The organism is Mycobacterium sp. pR1184, assembly GCF_041287235.1.
In the GTDB taxonomy this organism is placed as follows: domain Bacteria; phylum Actinomycetota; class Actinomycetes; order Mycobacteriales; family Mycobacteriaceae; genus Mycobacterium.
In genome coordinates this window covers 15,064-37,562 of sequence record NZ_JBGGKR010000001.1, presented here as the reverse complement: position 1 = coordinate 37,562, position 22,499 = coordinate 15,064, and the positions used below count along the sequence as shown (strand labels likewise).

Sequence of the window (22,499 nt, the reverse complement as noted above, 5' to 3'; positions counted from 1 at the left end):
AGACCTTTCATTTCAGGCGAAATGCGTGTTATTGCTTCGACAGCCCCCAGTCTCTGGCGAGGTGATCGGGTATGTCGAACGGTGCCCGCTCCCCACCGCGTTCGAACGCGAACAGTCCCCGCATCAGGTCGCGCGCGAACGGCCGGGCTAGTTCCGAAACCAGCTGATAGCGTGCAGAATTACGCAGATTACGGCCGAAGATGAGAACCCAAACCCAGTTGACGACACGGGTGACACGCCCGAGGTCGTCGGTAAAGCTCGACGTCGGCACCTTCAGCATGTCGGCGTACGTGTCGCCGATCAGGTGCCGTATCAACGGTGGAATCGTCTCGTCGAAGTCGCGACCGGGCGTCAGTTCGTCGAGCAGCTCCATCAGCGCCTTGGCCATGTCTTGCCCTTGCGACGACGCAGTGAACTGCCGGTGACGGATGGTCTCGACCAGGTCGGTGGCATCGTCAATACCGCGCACCCGCATGTCGTCGTCGATGCCGAGCAGGTGGGCGATCACGTTCCACAGATGTAGATAGGCCTCGCAATCCTCGTCGGAGACGCGTACTCCCAATCGGCGCATCGGCTCGACCGGGACATAGGAGAACGAGAGCATGGTGCCGGCGAGATCCTCCTGGTTGATCGGTGTGCCCCAGTGGGGATCCCAGAAACCGGGCTCCTTCAGACTGCGGTCCTCGATCAGCTTGCGCACCGCGGCGTGCATCAGGCGGATGTGCTGGATGGTGCGAAAGCCCTTGCCTTGCGGCTCGAAGCTGCCGACGGCGAGCACATTCATCAAGAACTGGCCGGTCTCGACTACTCGCCGGCGCGCATCGTCGTTGAGCCGGGCAGTCAGCCAGAGCACCTTCACGCCGTTGGCCGCCGCGTACGCCGACGGCAGGGATGCGCAGAACAGACAGAGAGAGATCTGCAGTCCCCACGTTTCGAACAGCTTCTGCCCGCGGTTGATCTTGGACGGGTCGGCCCAGTCCGGCAGCGTCATGTTGTGGGCCAGGTAGTTCTGGACCGGCCCGGGCAAGCCTGCGGGCACCAACTGGTCATTGCGCACCAGGGTGCGGATCAGATCATTGACTGCCTGCACACTGCCCTGCTGGAACAGCTCTTCGACGACGTCGTCCGCGAATGAATCCCCGTGCTCACGCTTGCTATTGAGCAGCTCGTCCGTCCACCGGGAGCCCCCAGGTGCGCCCGTCATGCAGGCAGCATGGCAGATGGGTAGCCCTTCTTGCTAGAGCAGAGAGCCGCTCAACGTAGATACAGGTAGTCGGCTACTCGCTCGCTAACCTAGCGGCCCTTGCGCGGCTGCCACACCACCAGCGCGGTGCTCTTGGGCACCACCGCGACATCGCGGCGCTGGTTGGCGCGCAGCATCGCAATTTCGTCGGCCATCTCCTTGAGCCGCGACTGCAGTGCCTCGACCTGATTGGTCAGCTCGATGATCCGCTTGATACCGGCGAGGTTGACGCCTTCGTCCTGTGAGAGCCGCTGGACCTCACGCAACAGATCCACGTCGTGCTGCGAATAGCGCCGTCCGCCACCGGAAGTGCGGCTCGGTGTCACCAGCCCGAGGCGATCGTAGGTGCGCAAGGTCTGCGCATGCATGCCGGCCAGCTCGGCCGCCACCGAGATCATGAAGGTGCGGGCGTCCTCTCGCTTGGAGTTTTTCGCCATCAGCGGTTACCCGCCCATCCCGCGCGTGGGTTGAACCCACTGGCGCGCTCGGCCTCCGCGTACGCCTCCAGGGCCTCCTGCGCGGCGCCTTCCAGGTTCGGTGGCACAGCGACTTTCACGGTGACCAGCAGGTCCCCGCTGCCGCCGCTACGTTTGGGCACACCGCGTCCGCGCACCCGCAGGATCCGGCCGTCGGCGGTGCCCTTGGGCACCCGCACGCCAACCTTGCCGTCCAGCGTAGGAACCGAAAGCGTTGACCCCAAAGCCAATTCGCTGAAGCTGACCGGCACCGTCACGGTGAGGTCGTCGCCGTCGCGGCTGAAGATCTTGTCCGGCCGCACATGCACCGTCACGTACAGGTCACCCGACGGCGCACCGCGCAACCCCGCCTCACCCTGCCCGGGCAGCCGAATCCGTTGTCCGTCTTCGACGCCGGGCGGGATGCGTACGTTGATGGTGCGGGTGCGAGTGGTGACGCCGGTGCCTTTGCACTCGTCGCAGGGGTGCTCGATGATCGAGCCACTGCCCCGGCAGTCGGTGCAGGGCTCGGAGAACCCGAATGCACCCTGGTTGCTGCTGACCACGCCGGCGCCGTTACAGGTGGGGCACACCTTCGGACTGGTACCCGGACGTGCGCCGCTGCCATGGCAATTGGTGCATGGTGCGGGGCTGGTCAACCGCAACGGCATCGCGACGCCATTGGCTGCCTCGACGAAATCCAGCTCGGTTTCGGTTTCCAGATCGTTGCCACGCCGTGGCCGGCTGGGACGACCGCCCGCGCCGCGTCCGAACAAGCCACCGAAGAGGTCGCCGATGTTGGTGCCACCGCTGCGGCCCGCTGCGTCGAACAGATCGTTGAGATTGAACTCGGCGCCGTCGCCGCCCACGTTGAAACCACCGAAGCCGCCGGTGTCGAACCGCCGACCGCCAAGACCACCACCGGCGAAGAGCCGACGGGTTTCGTCGTACTCCTTGCGCTTGGCCGGATCCGACAGCACGTTGTGCGCTTCCGACACCGCTTTGAACCGTTCACCGGCGGCGGGGTTGTCGGGATTCGCATCCGGATGCAGGTCACGCGCCAACTTGCGATAGGCGCGCTTTATCTCTTCGGGGCTGGCGTCGGAGGAGACGCCAAGCTCCTTATAGAAGTCCTTTTCGACCCATTCACGCTGGGCCATGTCGCGTCACCTCCCCTCACCTTTCGCTATTTCGGTTGTGCTGATTCTGTGCCTTAATCACCGGCGGTGTCGGCATTTTCGTCGGTGTCGCTCGCAGCGGGGTCCGCGCTCGCCGCGGCGCCGGCGTCATCGCCCGCGCCCGAGACCGTGTCGACGACACCAACCAGGGCGTGACGCAACACGTTCTCGCCCAGTTTGTAGCCCTCACGCATCACGGTGCCGATCACCGGTTTGGAGCCCTCGCCGCCATCACCTTCGTGCTGGACGGCTTCATGCAGCAACGGGTCGAAATCTTCGCCCTCGGCACCGAAGGCCACCAGACCGAGTCCGGTCAGCGCGCTCATCAGCTTGTCGGCAACCGACTTCAGCGGGCCCGACTCCAGGTCACCGTGCTTGCGTGCACGCTCGAGATCGTCGAGCACGCCCAGCAATTGGCTGACGACGGTGGCCTTGGCCCGATCCGCCGCGGCCTGCTGGTCGCGCAGCGCACGCTTGCGATAATTCGCGAAGTCGGCTTGAACCCGTTGCAGGTCGGCGATCAGTTCGGCCGCCTTGCCCGCCTCCTCCGGAGTTTCGCCGGTGAACGACTCGGACGCTGCCCCGCCCGGCGCCCCTGTTGTTTGGGGGCCGGGGGGGACATCCCGCACTTCTCCGGTCTCGGGATCGATCCGCCGCTTGTCGGTGACAGTCACCTGTTCTTGCGGATTGCCATCCCGTTGTTGATTTCCTTGAGTCACTTGGACTCCCGGTCGTCGTCGACCACCTCCGCGTCCACGACGTCATCAGCGGAGCCGGATGAGCTGCCGGACTCGGCGCCACCGGCCTGTCCGCCGGCCGCTTGCGTGGCTTCGTAGATCGCCTGACCCAGCGCCTGAGACTCCTGGCCCAGCTTCTCCATCGCCGCCTTGATCGCGGAGATGTCGGTGCCGCCCAGCGCCGACTTGGCCTCGGCGATCGCGCCGTCGACCTTGGCCAGCGTCTCCTCGGGAACCTGCGACCCGCCTTCGGCTTCGCGCTGCTCCTTGATGAACTTCTCGGTCTGGTAGACCAGCGATTCGGCCTGGTTGCGAACGTCGGCCTCTTCGCGCCGTTTGCGGTCCTCCTCGGCGTGCGCCTCGGCGTCCTTGATCATCCGGTCGATCTCCTCCTTGGACAGGCCGGAGCCCTCCTGGATTTTGATCGTGTTCTCCTTGCCGGTGCCCTTGTCCTTAGCGGTGACGTGCACGATGCCGTTGGCGTCGATGTCGAAGGTGACCTCGATCTGCGGGACACCGCGCGGAGCCGGCGGGATACCGGTCAGCTCGAACGAGCCGAGCAGCTTGTTGTGCGAAGCGATTTCGCGCTCACCCTGGAAGACCTGGATCTGCACCGACGGCTGATTGTCGTCGGCCGTGGTGAAGGTCTCCGACCGCTTGGTCGGAATGGTGGTGTTGCGCTCGATCAGCTTGGTCATCACGCCGCCCTTGGTCTCAATGCCAAGGCTCAGCGGTGTGACGTCAAGCAGCAGAACGTCTTTCACCTCACCCTTGAGGACACCGGCCTGCAGCGCGGCACCAACGGCCACGACCTCGTCGGGGTTGACGCCCTTGTTGGGCTCCTTGCCGCCGGTGAGCTCCTTGACCAGGTCGGTCACTGCGGGCATGCGGGTGGAACCACCCACCAGCACCACATGGTCGATCTCGGACACCGAGATGCCGGCGTCCTTGATGACCGACTGGAACGGCTGCCGGGTGCGGTCGAGCAGATCCTGGGTGATCTTCTGGAACTCCGCGCGGGTCAGCTGCTCATCGAGGAACAGTGGGTTCTTGTCGGCGTCGACGGTGATGTACGGCAGGTTGATCGAGGTGCTCTGCGAACTCGAGAGTTCGATCTTGGCCTTCTCGGCGGCCTCACGCAGCCGCTGCATCGCCATCTTGTCCTTGGTCAGGTCAATGCCGCTGGTGCCCTTGAACTTGTCGACCAGCCAGTTGACGATGCGGTCGTCCCAGTCGTCACCACCGAGGTGGTTGTCACCACTGGTGGCGCGGACCTCGACCACGCCTTCGCCGATCTCGAGCAGCGAGACGTCGAACGTACCGCCACCGAGGTCGAAGACCAGGATGGTCTGTTCCTTCTCACCCTTGTCCAGGCCGTAGGCCAAGGCCGCCGCGGTCGGCTCGTTGACGATGCGCAGCACGTTGAGGCCGGCGATCTGGCCGGCTTCCTTGGTCGCCTGACGCTGGGCGTCGTTGAAGTACGCGGGCACGGTGATGACCGCGTCCGTGATGTCCTCACCCAGGTACGCTTCCGCGTCGCGCTTCAGCTTCTGCAGGGTGCGGGCGCTGATCTCCTGAGCGGTGTACTTCTTGTCGTCGATCTCGATGGACCAGTCGGTGCCCATGTGCCGCTTGACCGAACGAATGGTGCGGTCAACGTTGGTGACCGCCTGGTTCTTGGCGGGCTGGCCGACGAGCACCTCACCGTTGCGCGCGAAGGCGACGATAGACGGCGTGGTGCGTGAGCCCTCGGAGTTCGCGACGACGACGGGGTCGCCACCTTCTAGAACTGCGACGACGGAGTTGGTGGTCCCGAGGTCGATACCGACCGCACGAGCCATAGTGATTCCTCCTGATTGTGTAGAGCTTCTTTGGTGCCACTATTGCTGAGTGAACCCCGCTCAAGCCTGCCCCCGAGGGTGCCGACCTGTCAACCCAGTATTGAGTCTGGGTCACTCAAGTTGTCGATGATGCTAACGATTGGTGTCGTGAGCTTGTTCCCGGGGGCCTTACGATCTTTACAACGGGTTTGATCAGCCCGAGTACCAGCGGATACGGTGCGATTCTCAAATTCGCCGTGTCTTGGAAATGACGTTCTTGTTAATTACGCATGCGTAGCACAACGAATCCGTAGCGTCCGCACTTATCCACTTCATGTGTCGAAGTTCCTCCGCCAGAAGGGCGATGCGTCATGACTGCTCCTCGGGTCGTCGTTTCCCGACGCGCCACCCAACAGTGTCGGCTCCACCTGCGATGAAGGCCTACTGTCCAACCTCGCGATCCGCGTGGTGGCACGAGTGGGCCGCCCCGCTGTGGATCGGCTGCAACTTCACCGCCTGGATGCGCCTGCTGATCCGCAACCGCTTCGACGTGCACTGGAGCCGCTGGCACTACGCCGTGCTCTACACGGGCCTGTCCGTCGTCAACTCTTTCCTGGGGACGTGGCAGAACATCGTGTTCAGCAGGCGAGTCTCCAGCACGGCGATCGGCCATGCGCCGATCTTCATCATCGGGCACTGGCGCAGCGGCACCACCATGCTGCACGAGATGATGGTGCTCGACGAGCATCACACCGGTCCGACGACGTACGAATGCATTGCGCCGCACCACTTTCTGCTGACCGAGCGGTTCGCGCGTTTCGCCGAATTCCTGACCTCGAAGCATCGCGCGATGGACAACATGGACATGAGCATGGCGCACCCCCAGGAAGACGAGTTCGCCTGGTGCATGCTGGGACTGCCCTCGCCCTACCTGACCATCGCGTTCCCCAACCGGCCGACCCAGGACGAGCATTACCTGGACATGGACAAGCTGAGCGCCCGAGAACTGGAAACCTGGAAGCAGACCTTCTTCCGGTTCGTGCAGCAGGTGTACTTCCGCCGCCGCAAGGCAATCGTCCTGAAGAGTCCGACGCACAGTTTCCGGATCAAGGTGCTGCTGGACATATTTCCGCAGGCGAAGTTCATCCACATCGTCCGGGATCCCTACGTCGTCTACCCCTCGACCGTCAACCTGTTCAAGGCGTTCTCCCTGGTACACGGGCTGCAGCGGCCGACGTTCCAGGGACTCAACGAAAACGTCCTGTCCAACTACCTGGACCTGCATCGGAAACTGGACGAAGGGCGCGAACTCGTTGACCCGTCCCGGTTTTACGAGTTGCGCTACGAGGACCTGATCGGCGATCCCGAGGGCCAGCTGCGCAAGATGTACCAGCATCTGGACCTGGGTGACTTCGATCGGTACCTGCCGCGGCTGCGAAAATACCTCGACGACAAGGCTTCCTACCGGACGAACACGTACGAAGTGACGGCCGAACAGCGCGCGATCATCGCCGAGCGCTGGGCCGAGGTCATCGATCGCTACGGCTATGGGGCGGTGGCCGAGGACGCTGTGCTCGAACAGGTAGCCATCGCAAGCTGATTCAGCGGGAAGCGACTTCCTCGATCAGCGCGAGGACGGCGCGGGTAGCCGCGCTGGTCGACCGGGCCGCGGATGTGGTGACGAACAGTCGCCATTCGAGGTCGTAGTCGCTGACGCGCAGCGTGGCCAGGCCGAAATCATCGATCTCGTCGAGGATGGTCCAACTGAGAAAACCGATCCCCAGGCCGTTGCGGATGTAGGTCGCGGCCGTGCCGAGGTCGGCGACCTCCACCGCGACGGTCCGTTCCACGCCGGCGGCGGTGAACGCATTGTCGATCACGGTTCTGGTGCCGTACCCGGGCGGGCTGTCGACGAACGACATCCCTTCCAGTTCGGCCAGCGGTACCGAATCTCGTTGGGCCAGTGGATGATCCGCCGGTACGACCAGAAGCAGCGGGACGGCCGCGACGAGCCGGGCGTTCAGATCGGCCGGCGGCGGGCCGGTGAAGACCAGGAAGGCGACATCGAGATCGCCGTCGCGCAGCTGGCGGGCGAGGCCGGCCGATCCGGCGCTGGCGGCGCGCAAGTGCACCGTCACTCCCGGATGCCGGGTGTGCAGTTCGGCCAGCACCGCGGGCATGTCGATCACGCTGATCGACGTCAGAATCCCGACCGTGACGGTGCCGCGGATCGAGCCGCGGGTGGCGTTGACGGCATCCTTGGCCGCGCGGGCGGCATCCAGGGTTTCGCGGGCGCGGGGCCGCAGCTCCTCCCCCGCTGGAGTCAGCTCGACGCCCGCCGAACCCCGGACGAATAGCTCTGCGCCGAGTTCTCGTTCCAGGGCCTTGATCGTCGCCGACACACCCGATTGGACGACATGCAACTTTTTCGCGGCCTCGGTGAAGCTCCGGTTATCCGCGACGGCGAGGAAGTACTCCAGATGACGCAGCTCCATGCAGCAATTATCACCACCCGTGCTAGTACCCATCAGAACATTTCGTTGGCCCTGATGCCGCAGGTAAACGTAGCGTCGACGGCGTCGAGCGTGACTGACCGCCCGTCGACCACCCCTACCCCCAACCTTGCTGGACGTGCCAATGACTCTGCAAGCTCCCGCCCTGACCCGGACCAGAACACGCTGGTCGTCCGCTTCCACCGACGACCAATTCGTCGTCGAGAACCCCGCGACGGGCCGAACCGTCACCGTGGTGCAGGGAGCGGGACCCAACGAGGTCGACCAGGCGGTGCGCAAAGCCCACGCCGCACACCTGCGCTGGAAGCAGCGGCCGGCCCGGGAGCGCGGGGGCTATCTGCGCCAGATCGCCGAGGTCATCCGCGCGCATGCGGACGAACTCGCGGTGCTCGAGTCGCGAGAGATGGGCAAGCCGATCGTCCAGGCGCGCCAGTTCGATCTCGAAGCGGCGATCTCGATCTTCGAGTTCTTCAGCAGCATCGTGGAGAACGTGCCGAACAAGGCGCGCGACCACGACACGGTCCTGGACGTCACGACGCTCGAGCCGTACGGCGTGATCGCGGCCATCGTGCCGTTCAACTGGCCACCCATCCACACCGCCGGAAAGATCGCTCCGGCGCTCGCCGTCGGTAACGCCGTCGTGCTGAAGCCACCGGAGCAGACCCCGTCGGTCGTGCTGCGCATGGTCGAGCTGATCCAGTCGGTGCTCCCGGACCGCGTGGTGCACGCCGTGCCGGGCAAGGGCGAGGTGGGTGCCGCGCTCGCCGGACATCGCCTGGTGGGCAAGGTGTCTTTCACCGGGTCGCCGCGGACGGGTTCGGCCGTGATGCGCAATGCCGCCTGCAACCTGACCCCCACGCTGATGGAACTGGGCGGCAAGAACCCGCTGATCGTCTTCGACGACGCCAACATGCACGAGGCGTTGCTGGCGGCCATCGACGGTGGCTTCTTCAACCAAGGCGAGGCGTGTACCGCATCGTCACGAATACTGGTGCAGGACAAGATCTATCACGAGTTCGCCGCGAAGCTGTGCAAGGCGGTGACCAAGCTGCGGGTGGGCGACGGAGCCGATCCCACCACGGACGTCGGGCCGTTGGTCACCCGTGCGCAGCAGAAGCAGGTGCTGGACTACCTCAAGCTGGGCGTGGCCGAGGGCGCGCGTATCGCCGCCCAGGCGCCGCTGCCCGACGACCCTCGGCTGGCCGACGGGTTCTACGTGTCGCCAACCGTGCTGACCGACGTGACTCCGCGGATGCGGGTCGCCCGGGAGGAGATTTTCGGACCGGTCGTCACCCTGATCCCGTTCACCGAGGAGGGTGAGGCGGTGCGGATCGCCAACAGCACTCCGTTCGGACTGGTAGCGGCGGTGTTCACCCAGGACGGCGACCGCGCGTTGCGGGTGAGCCGGCAGATCCGGGCGGGTGCGGTGTTCGTGAACAACTACGTCCGGATCGCGATCGGCACCGGATTCGGCGGGGTCGGCCACAGCGGCTTCGGACGCGAGCACGCCGAGGAGACGCTGGCCGAATACGGCTACACCAAGACGATTCGGTGGGCCGCCAAACGCGACGAACTGCCCTACTGGACCGCGGCCAGCCGCGTGCTGGAGAGCTGAGGACGGCTAAGTGCGGACCATCGCACTCGAAGAGCATTACGCCACAGCGGGATTCCTGAGCGGCCCGGGGAGCTGGCTGGCATCGCGCGCGGGCGTGATCGAACCCATCGCCGATCTCGGTGACGACCGCATCGCCGCGATGGACGAGGCGGGTATCGATCTGGCGGTGCTGTCGCTGGCCGCGCCCGGTGTCGAGCAGCTGGACGGCCCGAAAGCCGTTCCGCTGGCCCGCGAATGCAACGACGAACTCGCGGCGGCGGTCGCCCGCTACCCCGGGCGGCTGGCGGGCTTCGCCTGCGTGCCGATCAGCGCGCCCGACGAGGCGGCCGACGAATTGCAGCGAGCGATGCGCACGCTCGGCTTCCTGGGCGCGGTAATCAACGGGCACAGCCAAGGTCGCTATCTGGACGACCCGTTCTTCGAGCCGATTCTCGATCGCGCGGCGACGCTGAACGCGCCGATCTATCTGCACCCGACGATCCCGCCGGCGGATGTCATCGAGTCGAGCTACGCGGGGTTCTCCCCCGAGGTCACGTTCGCCTTCGCGACCGTGGGGTGGGGCTGGCACATCAACACGGCCACCCACCTGCTGCGGTTGATTCTCGCCGGCGTATTCGACCGCTACCCGCAGCTGCAGATTGTGATCGGGCACATGGGCGAGGCGACATCGTTCATGCTGCCGCGCTTCGACGCCACGCTGAGGCCGGAACTGACCGGACTCAACCACCCTGTGAGCACCTACCTGCGGCGCAACGTGCATTACACGTTCGCCAACTTCAACGACGAAGCGACCTACGCCAACCTGGTCGCCCAGGTCGGGATCGACCGAGTGGCGTTTTCGGCCGACTATCCGTTCGGGTCGATGAAGGCCGCCCGCGCGTTCCTGGATGGGCTCACCCTGACCGACGACGAACGCGCACGCATCAGCCACCGCAACGCCGAGAAGCTGTTGGGTCTGTGACTCACCCGGGCTCGTCGACGTCGTGACCGCCGGCGAGGTCGCTGCAATCGACGATCTCGACGTCGTGGCGGCCGCGCAGATAAGCCCCGGCGCCTTTGTCTCCGGAGATCCGGGCCAGCACCTCGGGCCAGTGCCGGCGCGCGATGACTACGGGGTGTCCGGGACGGTTACCGAAACATGCTCGCGCCAAGCCACTTTCGCCGGTATGGCTAAGGACCCGCGCCACTACGTCCGAGCCGACGTCAGGAGTGTCGATCACATGCAGCACGGCGTAGTCGGCACCCCTGCGGTCGGCCTCGGCCAGCCCGGCACGCACGGACGCGCTGAGCCCCTCGTGCCATTGCGTCGCGGTGATCGCCGCGACGCCGGGTGGGGCCGCGACCTGGGCCGCACCCAAGACCACGATGACGTCGTCGCATCCCCCGTCGCGCAGGGCGTCCACCGCGATCTCCAGCCAGCCTTCGACCAAGACTTTGGGCTTGCCGTACCGGCTGCCGGCGCCCGCGGCCAGCAACACTCCGGTGAACTGCGCCACACTCCCATGATGCCTCAGGGCAATCCGTCGCGACGCGCCTGCCGCGTGGCGATAACACTTTGCTATCAGCGACATTTCAAACGCGCGTCGCCCCAGCACATTGCGCCGTAAGCTGCGTAGTCTGCTTCTGATATCTCCAAGATTCGGGAGCGACGCGTGCGGTTTTCGCAGAGGACACGGTGGAGTCTTGCCGGTGGAACCTTGCTGCTTTCGCCCGTATTGGTGATCAGTCCCATGCTGATCAACGGCTGTTCGTCGGTCATCGAGGGCAGGCCGGTCGCCGCGCCGGGCGCCGGGCCGACCGAACCCGCATTTCCCGCACCGAGGCCCAGCGCCGCGCCGTCGAACCCCACCGGGATCCCACCGACGACGCCGGTCAACCCGAACGCACCGGCCGGCGCGATTCCGCTGCCGCCCGACCAGAACGGCTACGTCTTCATCGAGACCAAGTCCGGCGTCACGCGGTGCCAGATCAACAAGGACAGCGTCGGGTGCGAGGCACCGTTCACCGACTCACCCATGCAGGATGGTGAACACGCCAACGGCGTCCACATCACCTCTGCCGGTTCCGTCCAGTGGATCTTGGGCAACCTGGGCGCCATTCCCACCGTCCCGATCGACTACAAGACGTACGACGCGCAGGGCTGGACGATCGAGGCGTCCGAGGCCGGTACCAAGTTCACCAACGCGCGGACCGGACACGGCATGTTCGTAAGCGTGGAGAAGGTCACCACCTTCTAACGCGAATGGTCCAGGGCTCAAGATGTATCGGGTCAGATGCCGAATACCAAATCGCCGCTGTCTCGCAAGCGGTTTGCGCCTGACGCAGTAGGCGCTATCGCGCGGACGGGTAGCTCCAATCGATGATCCGTTTGTAGTCGGTGACCTCGCAGGCTAAGGCTTGTCCCCGAGGAGCCGTGTGCGCCAAGCGGAGTTGTCCAGACGATTGCTGGCGGGACTTGGCCGTGCTGTCACCGGCGATTTACGTGAATCCGGTTTGATCTGCCCGGTATTTGCACTGCTGTCAAATAAGGACGGGGCGTTATGGATTTTGGGTTACTGCCACCCGAGGTCAACTCGGGGTTGATGTACGCCGGTCCCGGATCGGGACCGATGCTGGCGGCCGCGGCGAGCTGGGAGGCGACCGCCGCCGAGTTGGAGGCCGCCGCCAACGCCTACTCCTCCGAGATCTCGGAGCTGTCCGGCAGGTGGCTGGGCCCATCATCGATGCGCATGGCCGCCGCCGCGACTCGCCATGTGGCCTGGCTAGAGGCTAGTGCCGACCAAGCCATCCAGACCGCCACCCAGGCTTACACTGCGGCGGCCGCCTATGAGGCGGCGTTTGTGGCCACGGTGCCCCCGCCGGTGATCGCCGCCAACCGCGCACAGCTGATGCTGCTGATCGCGACTAATTTCCTCGGTCAAAACACCCCAGCGATCGCGGCCACCGAAGCCCAATACATGGGCATGTGGGTGCAGGACGCCACCGCGATGTACGCCTACGCTGCCACCGCCGAAACCGCCAGCGTCCTGGAACCTTTCGACGAGCCCCAACCCACCACCGAATCCGGGGGCCAGGCCGACCAAGCCAATGCCGTCGCCCGCACCGCTGCCAACACCACCGCTGGCCGCACCCAATCGGCCGTGCAGATGGCCACTAACACCCAGTCCCTGGGGCAACTCAACGCACCGGGGGCCGGCCAACAGCTGATCGATCCCACGCTGGTACCCGGCAACACCATCACCTTCGACGGACCAACCTTTACCTACGTCGAGCCCGGCGTCAGCCTTCAGATCCCCAGCACCACTGCTGGCAGTGTCTACTTTTATGCCAACGGCGCCAGCGCCACCGTCTACGTCAGCCAGGGGAGCGTCACCTGGAACGGTCTTTCGCCCGTGTCGGGCCTGGTCGTCTTCCCGCCGGGTACATCGGTTTATGCCGGCCCTGCCGGGGCCACCTTCACTGTCCAGACCGGCGAACTTGTTGGGATTAACGTCGCGTACCCGGGTGTTTCCGGCCCCATAACCGTCGTCAATGGCGCGGTCGACGTCACCGGCGCCGCTGGCTCCTTTACCTGGAACCCCGCCACCGGCGCACTCACCGTTCTTGGCAGCGTCAACGTCACCCCCGGGGTCGCTCCCGCCCCCGTCGTGCCTGCTGCGCCAAGCATGTCTGGCGCGGCCACCGCAGCACCGATGGCCAGCTCCCCGGGCCTCGCAGGAACCTCGGCTATCCAACCGCAGTTCAATGCCGAGTTACTCGCCGACTGGGCACGCGGCCTGACCGGTGTCGACCTCGCTGATGTCCTCGTCGGGGCCGGTTAAACCAAGAGCATCGTCATCGTTGACCGGAGAGGCTGTCCACACGTGTGACCAGCCTTGTCTCTCGGTTTGGCTTGCCCAGGAAGCAGATACAGCGGATGAGCGGCGCCCGACAGTAACCGGTCAGTACGATCGGTGCCGTGGCAGGCCCCCCGGACAACTTCAACAATGAGCCGACGAGGTATAGAGACGTCGGTCGGGGCGAGCACCCGCCAGCCGATGGACCGCCGCCGCCCGCTCCCCACCCGGCGGAGCCCCAGCTCGATCCTTTCGACGAGGACACCGAGCCCACCCCGTGGTACCGCAAGCCGGTAGGGCTCATTATCTGGGGCCTATCCGTGCTGATCCTGGTTGCCCTGATCGTCTACGGGATCATCGAGCTCATCGGAGACCAGGGCAGCAGTACCGCACCGAAAACCACCACGACCACGCCGCACTCCACCACGACGACGACCACGACCACCACGACGAGTCCGCCGTCGGCCACCACGACCACCGAGCCACCCACCAGCAGCGCCGTCGAGTCGCCGGAGCCGCAGCCGACGCATCAGCCGACCCAGCAGCAACCGACGCGTCGGCATCACTGGCCATCGTGGCTACCGACGACCGTGCCCGCGATCCCCTAACGAGTTGGTTGCAATTAAGTCAACGTTTGACGGCCGATCGGAACCTGCCCGTGTGGGTCCCACCTCGGCCGACACCGCCCCGATAGTCTCAGCGACCATGGCAAGGCACGCGCCGGCAGACCATTTCGTCGACGACGAACCGACCGTCTACATCCACCACGGAAACGATGCGTACGGCAACGCGGAGCCCGACCCCGACGACCCGATTCCCGGTTGGCGTAAACCAATCGCATTGGCCGGGTGGGGTGCCCTCATCGCGGTCCTGATCGCGCTGATCGTCTGGGGCATCATCCAGCTCATGCACGGCGCCCCGCCGCAGGAGCCGGTAACGGGCCCCACTTTGGTGCCCTCCACCACGACGCCTCGGTCGTTCAACACCACCAGTGCGGCGCCGACGGTGTCGAGCGAACCGCCGGCCACCACACCCACCGACACGCCGACGGCGTCCACCGAGGACACACCGCCGTCGACCGCCACCACCACTGCGACCACGTCGTCGGGCGACGCGTACCCAGTGCCACAGCTGCCCTCGGTGATCACGCTGCCCGCGCTGCCGGGGCTACCGACCGAGATCACGCTGCCGCCCGGTCTGTGAAACGGGCCCCCACCTAGACTCGCGGGAACCCACAGCCACATTTACGACAACGCACAGGGGAACACCAGATGTCCGAGTCGCTCGGCTTGTCCATCGGGATGGCCAACCTGGTCGCGGCCCATGCCGGCGGCGACGTAGTGACTCGCAGATCCGTGCTCACCCTGTTCGACCAACGGGCATCCGAAGTAGGCCTGCCCGAGGAAAATCCGGCTCCGGCCGAAGCCGGCCTGGTGATGCGGGGGTTCGTCGAACGGGTCGGGGACCGCACTCCGCTGGTGGCAGCCGACGGGACGAAGTACCTCGGCGACGCGCTGACGGTCGAAGCGCTCGAAGCGATGGCCCGGACCGTCGACTACGGAACACCGGTCACGATCGCGATCCCCGCGTACTGGTCACCGGCGCAGGCCGCGGCCCTGCGTGAGGAATTCTTCGCCCAGCCGGGCCTGGCGCCGGGCGGCGTACCGCCGGCGCTGATCTCCGATGCCACCGCCGCACTCACCGCGCTGCGGGCCGAACCCGGCTTCCCGACCGAAGGCATCGTCGCGTTGTGCGACTTCGGCGCCGGCGGCACCACCGTGACACTGATCGACGCCGGGTCCGACTGTGCGCAGATTGGGCCGTCGGTGCGGTACTCCGAATTCTCCGGCGACGGGATCGACGAACTCATCCTCGATCACCTGCGCGAAGCGATTCCGGCCGACACCAGCGGCGGCGTGGCCAGCACGACGCGGATGGGCTCGATGGCCCGCCTGCTCGAACACTGCCGACGCGCCAAGGAAGAACTGTCCACAGCGACCACAACCACCCTGCCCGCAGTCACCGGCGAGGATGTCGAGTTGTCCCGCAACGAGTTCGACGAATTGCTCTCCGGTCCGCTGGGCGAATTCGTCACGGGCGTCGAAAACATCTTGCAGCGCAACGACATTCCGACCTCCAGCCTGTCCGCTGTGGCCACGGTCGGTGGTGGCGCCGCCATCCCGCTGCTGGCCACCCGCCTTTCCGAACGTCTCGGGGTGCCGGTGCGCACCACGCCGCAGCCCGGGCTCAGCGCCGCACTCGGCGCCGCTGTCTTCGGTCAACAACACCCCGCCCCGAGCGCGCTGGCGAGTCCCGTCGCCGAGAACCCGACGCAATTGGCCGCCGCGGCGCCGGCCGACATGACCCAGGTCATGCCGAACGCCCGGGTCGAAGAAGAGCGTCCGCTGGCGTGGTCGGAGGACGATGACGAGGAAGATCCCGTCCCCTACACCGGCCCCGAACACAGCGGCCAATATGTCCGCGACGCAATGGATTTCGAGGACGGCGACGACGGCCCTTACCCGGCCCCGCCGCTGTGGTACCAGCGTCCCGCCGTGGTGTTGAGCCTGGCCGCTGCGGCCGCGGCCATCCTGGTGGCCGTGATACTGGCGTTGACGCTCGGCGAGGAGAAGCCCGGGCCGGTGCAGACCCCGCCTCCTCAACCGACGGCCCCGTCGCCGGAGCAGACGGTGACGATCACCGAGTCGAACACCAACCCGGCCACGACGACGACGCAGGCACCGCCGCCACCGTCGACCACCACCACCGAGGCGCCGCCCGTGACAACGACCACGACCGAGGCGCCGCCCACCACGACCTATCAGCCGCCGAGCACCACGACGGCCCCGCCGCCCACCACCACCTTCACGCCGCCGCCGCCGACCGAACGGGAGAGGCCGCACTGGCCGTGGCGGCGCTACTGAGGCCGGGCGCCGTGTGCGGCGAACTCGGCGACCATCGCCTCGGCGCTGCGCACCGCGGCACGGCACGCTTTGGTGGTGAACGGGTCGTTGAGCGGATGTTCGGCCCGGCGGCGCCAGCGCTGCGCCGCGGCGAACGCGGCCCGCGGCCCCTCGCCGGGGTCGGTGTTCTCGGGGTCCAGGCCGAGCCTGCTGGCCGGACGGGTGCCCGATCCGCCGATGATCCGGCGCAGCGACGCGAGCTCTTCGTCATTCAAAGACGTTGGGCGAGAGGATAATTGGCTGAGTAGCCGAAGCTCTTCGAACGCGTGCGTATCAGCCAGCAGCGGGTCGATGTCGGCGATGACGTAGGGCGTCGCGACGATCGGGAACGCCTCGACGAACCGGCGCAACGACAGCAGCGCGGTGTGTGCCTTGAGCATGTCGGAGCGTTGCGCGAATTGCTGATCGATGACCTCACGCAGCGCCATTAACCCGCTGCGCTCGAGTAATTCGTCGGCCAGCCCAGCCGCGTCGGCGACACCGGTGGCCAGCACGGCCAACGAAATCCGCAGCCCGAACATGCCGAAACGGTCCAGCAGCTGGGCGCGGGTAGCCGCGTCGACGGGCAGCGGGCTCTCGACACGAACGAAACGGTCCACGCTCAACATGGCCTTGCTGAGTTCGGTCTTGTCGGCCGCGGCCAGCTTCTGCAGGGCGATGAACTCGCTTTGGCGCAGCGTGCGCGCGGTCAGCGCCAACAACCCCGACACCGGCACCACGGCTTGGCAGATGCCGGTCTCGTTCATCTCCTTGGTGAATCGCTGCGCCACGTCGGCCGCCGACAGCATCGCGTCGATGCGGCCCGCACCGATTTCGTCGGCCCGGGATGCCACACCGACGATGCCCAGCGCGCCCGCGGATCCCCCGACGAGTTGCCCAATCTGCTTGAGCAAAGCGATATCTGCGGCATTGAGGGTGCGCAGCAGGAAGACCACCGCGTCCACCCGCGGCACCCCGTCGGGGGGCACCAACAGCCGCAGCGTGCGATCCGAGGCCTCCCGCGTCAGCGACGACGTCCCCGGGGTGTCGATGATCGTGGTCTCGACCAGCTCTTCGGCCGGCCACTCGACGTCCAGATCGGCCACGTCGGCCGGGTTGAGGGCCCGGAAGTCGAACGTGAGCCCGGCGCTGTGGCTGATCGGCACGTTGGAATGCCTTCCACCCCAATGGTTTGCGGTGACCTTCGGCGTGGGACCGTGCCGGAACCAGGTCACGATACGGGTGGCCTCGGTGGCATCGGTCGGGGCGATGTCTTGACCCACCAAAGCGTTGAGCAGAGTGGACTTTCCGGCCTTGAGCGTGCCGGCCAAAGCGATGCGGATCGGCTCGTTGAGCCGCGCGCCGATGCGGTCCAGTTCGTAGAAAACTTCGGGTCGATTCCGGAACGCCGGCTCACCACGGTAGGCCTGGATGGTCCCGCCCAATATCGCACGCACTCGATCGCTAGTGCTCACACCCGTCCTACGGTCACCTGGGGCATCAGTTTGTCCACATTGTCGGTGACCTGGTTCAGGATATTCAACTGCCGCTCGAGTTCACGGATCTTGTTCTCGCGTTCGGCTTCTTCCATATGTGCCGCGGCGATGGTGGACTGCAGCGATTCGTTGAGCGAACGGGAGATCTCGTTGGCGATGTCGCGGTAGTGGTCGTGCAGCGTGCGGTGGATGATCTTGAGCCGGTCGCGAGATTCCTTGCCCACCACGAACGAGACGTCGTCGACGAAGCGCCGCACATTCGTCTTGGCCTCGGCGCGCGCCCGCAGCAGCCGGTTCTCCTTGTCCTCCTTGTAGGCCATGCGGCCAAGGATCAGCCCGGCGCCCACGGACAAGGGGTTGAACAGGCCGAGCCCCGCCACCGAGGACAACATGCCGATCATCACCACGCCGCCGTAGGAACCACGCAGCCCGGTCACCATCTTCTGGCCCTTGCCCGCCGGCTTGGACTCCAGGTCGGACACCGACTTGAGCTGGCCGAAGTCCTCGCCCATCGCGCGTTGATTCAGCTCGGGTGTCAGCACCGAATCCAGCCCGGCCGCGGCGAACGAATTCGCCACGTCGTCGGCCAGCTCCTCGGCGCGTTGGTAGGCCCAGACGAAGTTGTCCCCGACGGCGGTGGCCACCGCTTCCTCGACGTCGCTGCCGATTTCGGCCCAATGCCGGGTCGGGTCGCACGAATCGATCTGGCGCTCGATGTCCTCGGTGAGCGCGCGGAACCGGGCCCGCATGTCGTGATCGACGTCGGTGCTCAGGTCGGTGAAGCCGTCGTTGAGCACCTGTTGCCACAGCGCGGTCTGCTCCAGCGCGTCCAGCGCATCACGCTTGCGCCGCTCCAGGTCTTCGGCCAGTCGGTCACGCAACCCCGGGTCGTTGACCACGGCGAGTTCTGAACCCGCAGCCATCGTCAATTGTTCTGCCGCCGAACGGATATCGCGAAGAACCTCGTCGCGCACCCGGTCGTTCTCGCGGGAGAGCACCCGCTCGCTGAGGAACTTCACGATCGCCGGGAAGTTGGATTCCTCGTTGAGTTCGGTGTCGTTCTGCGTGACGGCGTGGCTGCGCAGCAGTGACGAGACCGGCAGGATCGGCATCGACACCCCGGCGCGGTGCAGGTGCCCGGTGTTGGCGTTGACGATGTCTCGCCAGTGCGGATAGAGGTCGGTCTTGGTGGCCGCCAACACTGCGACCGGGCAGATCCGATGCGCCTGCCGGATGAACCACATCTCCGGTTCGGTCAATTCCTGGCTGGTGTCGCTGACCATGATCAGTGCGTCCGCGTTGGGCAGCAGTCCGAGCGTGGCCGACAAGTGCGGCTGCCCGTGGCCGCCCACGCCCGGGGTGTCGATAAACGTCAGCCCGCCCTGCAGCAGCGGGCTGGGTGCGCCGATCTCGACGCGCAGCACTTCCCGGTTGCCGGCTTGCGGCGCTCGTCGTAGGTCGGTGTTGATGTCGTCGATCGGGATGTCGACGGGGACGGTCTCGCCGTTGGGGCCCGCGGCCACGATCAGCCGGGCCGACGGCGGGTCGCCATGGCTGACGACGGTGATAACCACGGTGGCCTCGTCGTCGCCGACGCGCGCCACCGGCAGGTTCAGCAACGAGTTGAGCAGCTGACTCTTACCCTGCTTGAGTTGCCCGGCGATGACCACCCGGATCTGCGGGTCGGTGATGCGCTCGCGGGCGCGCACGAGGCGATCCTTGAGGTCATTGCGTTCGTTGAGTTCGGCGATTGCGATGGTGTGGTCGATCAGCTCGACGATCACGCTGACGCGCCTCGGATCACTGGCTTGAGTCACCGCGGTTCCCCACTTTCTCGCATCGGTGATTACGGTATGCGCGCGAATCGGCGGGGATCAAAAGATCCCCGCCGATTCGCTGGGTCCGCGCGCGTTACCCGTGCGGGCCGCCGACGTGCGACGGCGACGGGTGCGGTGCCGGCGCGGGTTCGTGCACCGGAGCCGGAGCGTGCGGAGTGCCTTCGAACACCGATGGGCTGTGCGGCGCCGGAGCGTGCTCGACCGGAGCCGGCGAATGCTGCACCGGGGCCGGGGAATGCTGCACGGGCGCGGGCGAGTGCTCGATCGGCGCGTGCTGAACCGGGGCGGGCGAGTGCTGCACCGGGGCCTGCTGCGCCGGCTCATGGATCACTGGTCCGCCCGCACTGCCGTGGCCGCCGGCACCGCCCGCGCCTCCACCCTGGAAGACCGAGCCGGGGTTCGACGGCGGCGTCGCGTGTCCGCCGACGCCGCCTCCGGCACCGCCGCCACCCTGAATCACCGGGGCCTGTCCAGCAGGCCCGGCCGGGCCGTGAGCGCCGATGCCGCCACCGCCGGCGACACCGCCGCCGCCACCGAGCGTCGCGCCCTCCTGGCCGAGGATGCCGCCGTGGGCTCCACCGCCGGCACCCGCGTTGATGCCGCCGCCGGCTCCGCCGGACGGGAAGCCACCGCCGACGCCTGCGCCCGCGGCACCGCCGGCACCAGCGTGACCGCCCAGACCTGCGCCGCCGGTTCCACCGACTTCAGCGTGACTGCCCAGGCCGGCGCCGCCGGCAACGGCCGCGGATTGCGGTGAGGCGTGGCCTCCCAATCCGCCCTCGCCGCTCAACGAGCCGGTGCTGCGGGCGCCGCCGAAACCGAGTCCAGCGCCACCGGCCGCAGCGGCACCACCCTGACCGCCGACGCCGACACCCCCAAGCGGGCCGGCGACGTGGGGAGTGGCGGCTCCGTTCAGCGCCGCGCCCTCGCTAGCGATCAACCCCGCCTGACCGCTGGCGCCCAGGGCTGCGTTGCCGCCCACCCCGAGGGCTGCATTACCGCCTGCACCGGCGAGTGCACCGGCATTGCCGGCACCCGCCAGCTGGCCGCTGGCACCGATACCTGCCTGGCTCGCGAGAGCCGCCTGGCCGCCGAAGCCAGCTTGACCGCCCAGGTTGCTGCCGCCGGACAGTCCACCGCCGGCACCGAAGCCCGCCTGGCTCGCCAGAGCCGCCTGGCCGCCCAGACCCGCCTGAGCAGCGGCACCTGCTTGACCACCAGCACCCAAGCCGCCACCGATCTGACTGCCGGCACCGAAGCCCCCGCCGACCTGGCTACCTGCCCCGAAACCGCCGCCAGCTTGACCACCGGCACCGATCTGGCTGCCTACGCCGAAACCGCCACCGGCCCCCAAGCCGCCACCGCCCTGGCTACCGGCACCGAAGCCCCCGCCGACCTGGCTGCCTACGCCGAAACCGCCGCCAGCCTGACCACCGGCACCGAAGCCCGCCTGGCCGCCCAGACCAGCCTGACCGTCGGCACCCAAGCCGCCACCGCCCTGGCTACCGGCACCGAAGCCCCCGCCGACCTGTCCGCCAGCACCCAAGCCACCACCAAACTGGCTACCCGCGCCGAAGCCCCCGCCAGCCTGACCACCGGCACCGATCTGGCTGCCTACGCCGAAACCGCTACCGGCCTGACCACCTGCCCCCAAGCCACCACCGATCTGGCTACCCGCGCCGAGGCCACCACCGGCTTCACCCCGTAGACCAACACCGGCGTGGCCGGCGGCGTCGCCGCCAAATCCGCCACCGCCGTTGAATCCAGCACCAGCACCGACCGCGGTGCGACCGCCAAGTCCAGCCTCACCACCGAGACCGCCCTCACCGGTAAGACCCGCGCCGCCACCGAACCCAGCGCCACCGTCAACTCCACCACCGGCCCGCAGCCCAACACCCTCACCGAAGCCAGCGTGGCCACCAAAGCCGCCCTCCGCGCCGCCACCGAACCCAGCGCCACCGTCAACTCCACCGCCAGCCCGCAGCCCAACACCCTCACCGAAACCTGCGTGGCCACCAAAGCCGCCCTCACCACCGACACCGATGCCGGTGCGACCGCCCAGGCCAACGTCACTGGCCAGACCGAAGCCCGTGTGTCCGCCGAAGCCACCACCAAGACCCAGGCCACTCTCGCCGCCGAAACCAAGTCCCGCACGTCCGCCGAATCCGGTCTGTGCACCCAAACCGATGCCTGTCAGGCCGCCGCCGCCAAGACCGAAGCCCGTGTGTCCGCCAAAGCCACCACCAAGACCCAGGCCGGCATTGATCCCAACGCCCAGACCGAACTCGCCCCCGAAGCCGGTACCGAACCCGGTTCCATGGCCGAATTCACCGAAGCCAGGCCGGTCACCCCAACCATGTCCCCAGCCAGGCCGCCCGTCACCCCAGCCATGTCCCCAGCCAGGCCGCCCGTCACCCCAACCATGTCCCCAGCCAGGCCGCCCGTCACCCCAGCCATGTCCCCAGCCGGGTCGCCCGTCACCCCAGCCATGTCCCCAACCCGGCTCGCCCCAGCCCGGACCGAAGCCGCCCCAACCAGGTCCGAAACCGGGACCGAACCCGCCGGTGCCGGGACCAAAGCCCCAACCAGACTGCAGGCCGAACCCGCCGTAGCCGCCCCCGTAGAGTCCGGCGTCAACAGCGCCGAGCAGTCCGCCACCCACGTTGCCGACGATCGCGCTTCCCAGACCGAGGGCGAGGCCGGCGCCGTCGACAACCGGGGCAATCGCGTCACCCACCAGGGCGCCCGCGTCCTGGGCAACCTCGCCGACTAGGCCGACGGGACCGTACCCGTAGCCCGGGTCGTATCCCCCGTAGCCGGGGTCGT

The 22,499-nt window shown here is 66.9% G+C and carries 20 protein-coding genes; 11 read left to right on the top strand and 9 right to left on the bottom strand.

What is annotated here, in order from left to right:
• Positions 1–28: 28 nt before the first annotated feature.
• The 5 genes from ACAG21_RS00160 to dnaK all read right to left on the bottom strand — a co-directional run bounded on the left by ACAG21_RS00160 (position 29) and on the right by dnaK (position 5,454).
• Positions 29–1,204 carry an oxygenase MpaB family protein gene (locus tag ACAG21_RS00160; protein ID WP_370494045.1) on the bottom strand — a complete coding sequence of 392 codons (1,176 nt, stop codon included), beginning with the start codon at positions 1,202–1,204 and terminating at the stop codon, positions 29–31.
• An 89-nt stretch (positions 1,205–1,293) separates the two neighbouring features.
• Complete coding sequence (locus ACAG21_RS00155; RefSeq protein ID WP_370494044.1) at positions 1,294–1,680, bottom strand: heat shock protein transcriptional repressor HspR; 387 nt, start codon at positions 1,678–1,680, stop codon at positions 1,294–1,296.
• Positions 1,680–2,858, bottom strand: coding sequence for a molecular chaperone DnaJ (gene dnaJ, locus ACAG21_RS00150; protein ID WP_370494043.1), 1,179 nt, complete (start codon positions 2,856–2,858; stop codon positions 1,680–1,682). The genes ACAG21_RS00155 and dnaJ overlap by 1 nt, the downstream gene beginning before the upstream one ends.
• Positions 2,859–2,911: 53 nt before the next feature.
• Entirely contained in the window at positions 2,912–3,595 is a 684-nt protein-coding gene (gene grpE, locus ACAG21_RS00145; protein WP_370494042.1) for a nucleotide exchange factor GrpE, read from the bottom strand.
• Entirely contained in the window at positions 3,592–5,454 is a 1,863-nt protein-coding gene (gene dnaK / locus ACAG21_RS00140) for a molecular chaperone DnaK (RefSeq protein ID WP_370494041.1), read from the bottom strand. The genes grpE and dnaK overlap by 4 nt, the downstream gene beginning before the upstream one ends.
• Before the next feature lie 412 nt (positions 5,455–5,866).
• Here dnaK and ACAG21_RS00135 point away from each other — a divergent pair, with 412 nt between their 5' ends.
• Complete coding sequence (locus tag ACAG21_RS00135) at positions 5,867–7,033, top strand: sulfotransferase (protein ID WP_370494040.1); 1,167 nt, start codon at positions 5,867–5,869, stop codon at positions 7,031–7,033.
• A gap of 1 nt (position 7,034) precedes the next feature.
• Here ACAG21_RS00135 and ACAG21_RS00130 read toward each other — a convergent pair whose 3' ends face one another.
• The gene (locus ACAG21_RS00130; protein ID WP_370494039.1) at positions 7,035–7,928 is read right to left on the bottom strand and encodes a LysR family transcriptional regulator; all 894 of its coding nucleotides are present in this window, start codon (positions 7,926–7,928) and stop codon (positions 7,035–7,037) included.
• A gap of 142 nt (positions 7,929–8,070) precedes the next feature.
• Here ACAG21_RS00130 and ACAG21_RS00125 point away from each other — a divergent pair, with 142 nt between their 5' ends.
• Together ACAG21_RS00125 and ACAG21_RS00120 are read left to right on the top strand one after the other, a co-directional pair.
• On the top strand, positions 8,071–9,561 hold the full coding sequence (locus ACAG21_RS00125) for an aldehyde dehydrogenase (RefSeq protein ID WP_370494038.1): 1,491 nt from the start codon (positions 8,071–8,073) through the stop codon (positions 9,559–9,561).
• A 10-nt stretch (positions 9,562–9,571) separates the two neighbouring features.
• Entirely contained in the window at positions 9,572–10,522 is a 951-nt protein-coding gene (locus ACAG21_RS00120) for an amidohydrolase family protein (RefSeq protein WP_370494037.1), read from the top strand.
• 1 nt (position 10,523) lies between these two features.
• On the opposite strand, the gene ACAG21_RS00115 is transcribed toward ACAG21_RS00120, so the two are convergent.
• Positions 10,524–11,057 carry an NTP transferase domain-containing protein gene (locus ACAG21_RS00115; RefSeq protein WP_370494036.1) on the bottom strand — a complete coding sequence of 178 codons (534 nt, stop codon included), beginning with the start codon at positions 11,055–11,057 and terminating at the stop codon, positions 10,524–10,526.
• Between the two features lie 234 nt (positions 11,058–11,291).
• On the opposite strand from ACAG21_RS00115, the gene ACAG21_RS00110 reads away from it, so the two are divergent.
• The 5 genes from ACAG21_RS00110 to ACAG21_RS00090 all read left to right on the top strand — a co-directional run bounded on the left by ACAG21_RS00110 (position 11,292) and on the right by ACAG21_RS00090 (position 16,321).
• Positions 11,292–11,798 (top strand): hypothetical protein, encoded by a 507-nt coding sequence (locus ACAG21_RS00110; RefSeq protein ID WP_370494522.1) that lies wholly within the window; start codon positions 11,292–11,294, stop codon positions 11,796–11,798.
• 303 nt (positions 11,799–12,101) lie between these two features.
• Entirely contained in the window at positions 12,102–13,382 is a 1,281-nt protein-coding gene (locus ACAG21_RS00105) for a PPE family protein (protein ID WP_370494035.1), read from the top strand.
• Positions 13,383–13,519: 137 nt separating this feature from the next.
• Positions 13,520–14,005 (top strand): hypothetical protein, encoded by a 486-nt coding sequence (locus ACAG21_RS00100; protein ID WP_370494034.1) that lies wholly within the window; start codon positions 13,520–13,522, stop codon positions 14,003–14,005.
• Positions 14,006–14,102: 97 nt separating this feature from the next.
• On the top strand, positions 14,103–14,600 hold the full coding sequence (locus tag ACAG21_RS00095; RefSeq protein WP_370494033.1) for an oligopeptide transporter substrate-binding protein: 498 nt from the start codon (positions 14,103–14,105) through the stop codon (positions 14,598–14,600).
• A gap of 68 nt (positions 14,601–14,668) precedes the next feature.
• Positions 14,669–16,321, top strand: a complete 1,653-nt coding sequence (locus tag ACAG21_RS00090; RefSeq protein WP_370494032.1) for an Hsp70 family protein — start codon at positions 14,669–14,671, stop codon at positions 16,319–16,321.
• On the opposite strand, the gene iniC is transcribed toward ACAG21_RS00090, so the two are convergent.
• Complete coding sequence (gene iniC / locus ACAG21_RS00085) at positions 16,315–17,814, bottom strand: isoniazid-induced dynamin-like GTPase IniC (protein WP_370494031.1); 1,500 nt, start codon at positions 17,812–17,814, stop codon at positions 16,315–16,317. The genes ACAG21_RS00090 and iniC overlap by 7 nt on opposite strands.
• Positions 17,811–19,652 carry a dynamin family protein gene (locus ACAG21_RS00080; RefSeq protein WP_370494030.1) on the bottom strand — a complete coding sequence of 614 codons (1,842 nt, stop codon included), beginning with the start codon at positions 19,650–19,652 and terminating at the stop codon, positions 17,811–17,813. The genes iniC and ACAG21_RS00080 overlap by 4 nt, the downstream gene beginning before the upstream one ends.
• A gap of 214 nt (positions 19,653–19,866) precedes the next feature.
• Here ACAG21_RS00080 and ACAG21_RS00075 point away from each other — a divergent pair, with 214 nt between their 5' ends.
• Genes ACAG21_RS00075 through ACAG21_RS00065 form a run of 3 tightly spaced genes read left to right on the top strand, consistent with a single transcriptional unit; the run spans position 19,867 to position 22,446 of the window.
• Positions 19,867–20,430 carry a hypothetical protein gene (locus ACAG21_RS00075; protein WP_370494554.1) on the top strand — a complete coding sequence of 188 codons (564 nt, stop codon included), beginning with the start codon at positions 19,867–19,869 and terminating at the stop codon, positions 20,428–20,430.
• A gap of 3 nt (positions 20,431–20,433) precedes the next feature.
• On the top strand, positions 20,434–21,381 hold the full coding sequence (locus ACAG21_RS00070; RefSeq protein WP_370494553.1) for a hypothetical protein: 948 nt from the start codon (positions 20,434–20,436) through the stop codon (positions 21,379–21,381).
• A 12-nt stretch (positions 21,382–21,393) separates the two neighbouring features.
• Entirely contained in the window at positions 21,394–22,446 is a 1,053-nt protein-coding gene (locus ACAG21_RS00065) for a hypothetical protein (RefSeq protein ID WP_370494552.1), read from the top strand.
• Positions 22,447–22,499 lie beyond the last annotated feature (53 nt).

Excerpts from the sequence above, each read along its gene's own strand:
- ACAG21_RS00110 (WP_370494522.1), top strand. The coding sequence starts at position 11,292 with ATGCTGATCAACGGCTGTTCGTCGGTCATCGAGGGCAGGCCGGTCGCC.
- dnaK (WP_370494041.1), bottom strand. The coding sequence starts at position 5,454 with ATGGCTCGTGCGGTCGGTATCGACCTCGGGACCACCAACTCCGTCGTC.
- dnaJ (WP_370494043.1), bottom strand. The coding sequence starts at position 2,858 with ATGGCCCAGCGTGAATGGGTCGAAAAGGACTTCTATAAGGAGCTTGGC.
- ACAG21_RS00095 (WP_370494033.1), top strand. The coding sequence starts at position 14,103 with ATGGCAAGGCACGCGCCGGCAGACCATTTCGTCGACGACGAACCGACC.
- ACAG21_RS00135 (WP_370494040.1), top strand. The coding sequence starts at position 5,867 with ATGAAGGCCTACTGTCCAACCTCGCGATCCGCGTGGTGGCACGAGTGG.
- ACAG21_RS00155 (WP_370494044.1), bottom strand. The coding sequence starts at position 1,680 with ATGGCGAAAAACTCCAAGCGAGAGGACGCCCGCACCTTCATGATCTCG.
- ACAG21_RS00090 (WP_370494032.1), top strand. The coding sequence starts at position 14,669 with ATGTCCGAGTCGCTCGGCTTGTCCATCGGGATGGCCAACCTGGTCGCG.
- ACAG21_RS00130 (WP_370494039.1), bottom strand. The coding sequence starts at position 7,928 with ATGGAGCTGCGTCATCTGGAGTACTTCCTCGCCGTCGCGGATAACCGG.
- ACAG21_RS00125 (WP_370494038.1), top strand. The coding sequence starts at position 8,071 with ATGACTCTGCAAGCTCCCGCCCTGACCCGGACCAGAACACGCTGGTCG.
- ACAG21_RS00160 (WP_370494045.1), bottom strand. The coding sequence starts at position 1,204 with ATGACGGGCGCACCTGGGGGCTCCCGGTGGACGGACGAGCTGCTCAAT.
- ACAG21_RS00105 (WP_370494035.1), top strand. The coding sequence starts at position 12,102 with ATGGATTTTGGGTTACTGCCACCCGAGGTCAACTCGGGGTTGATGTAC.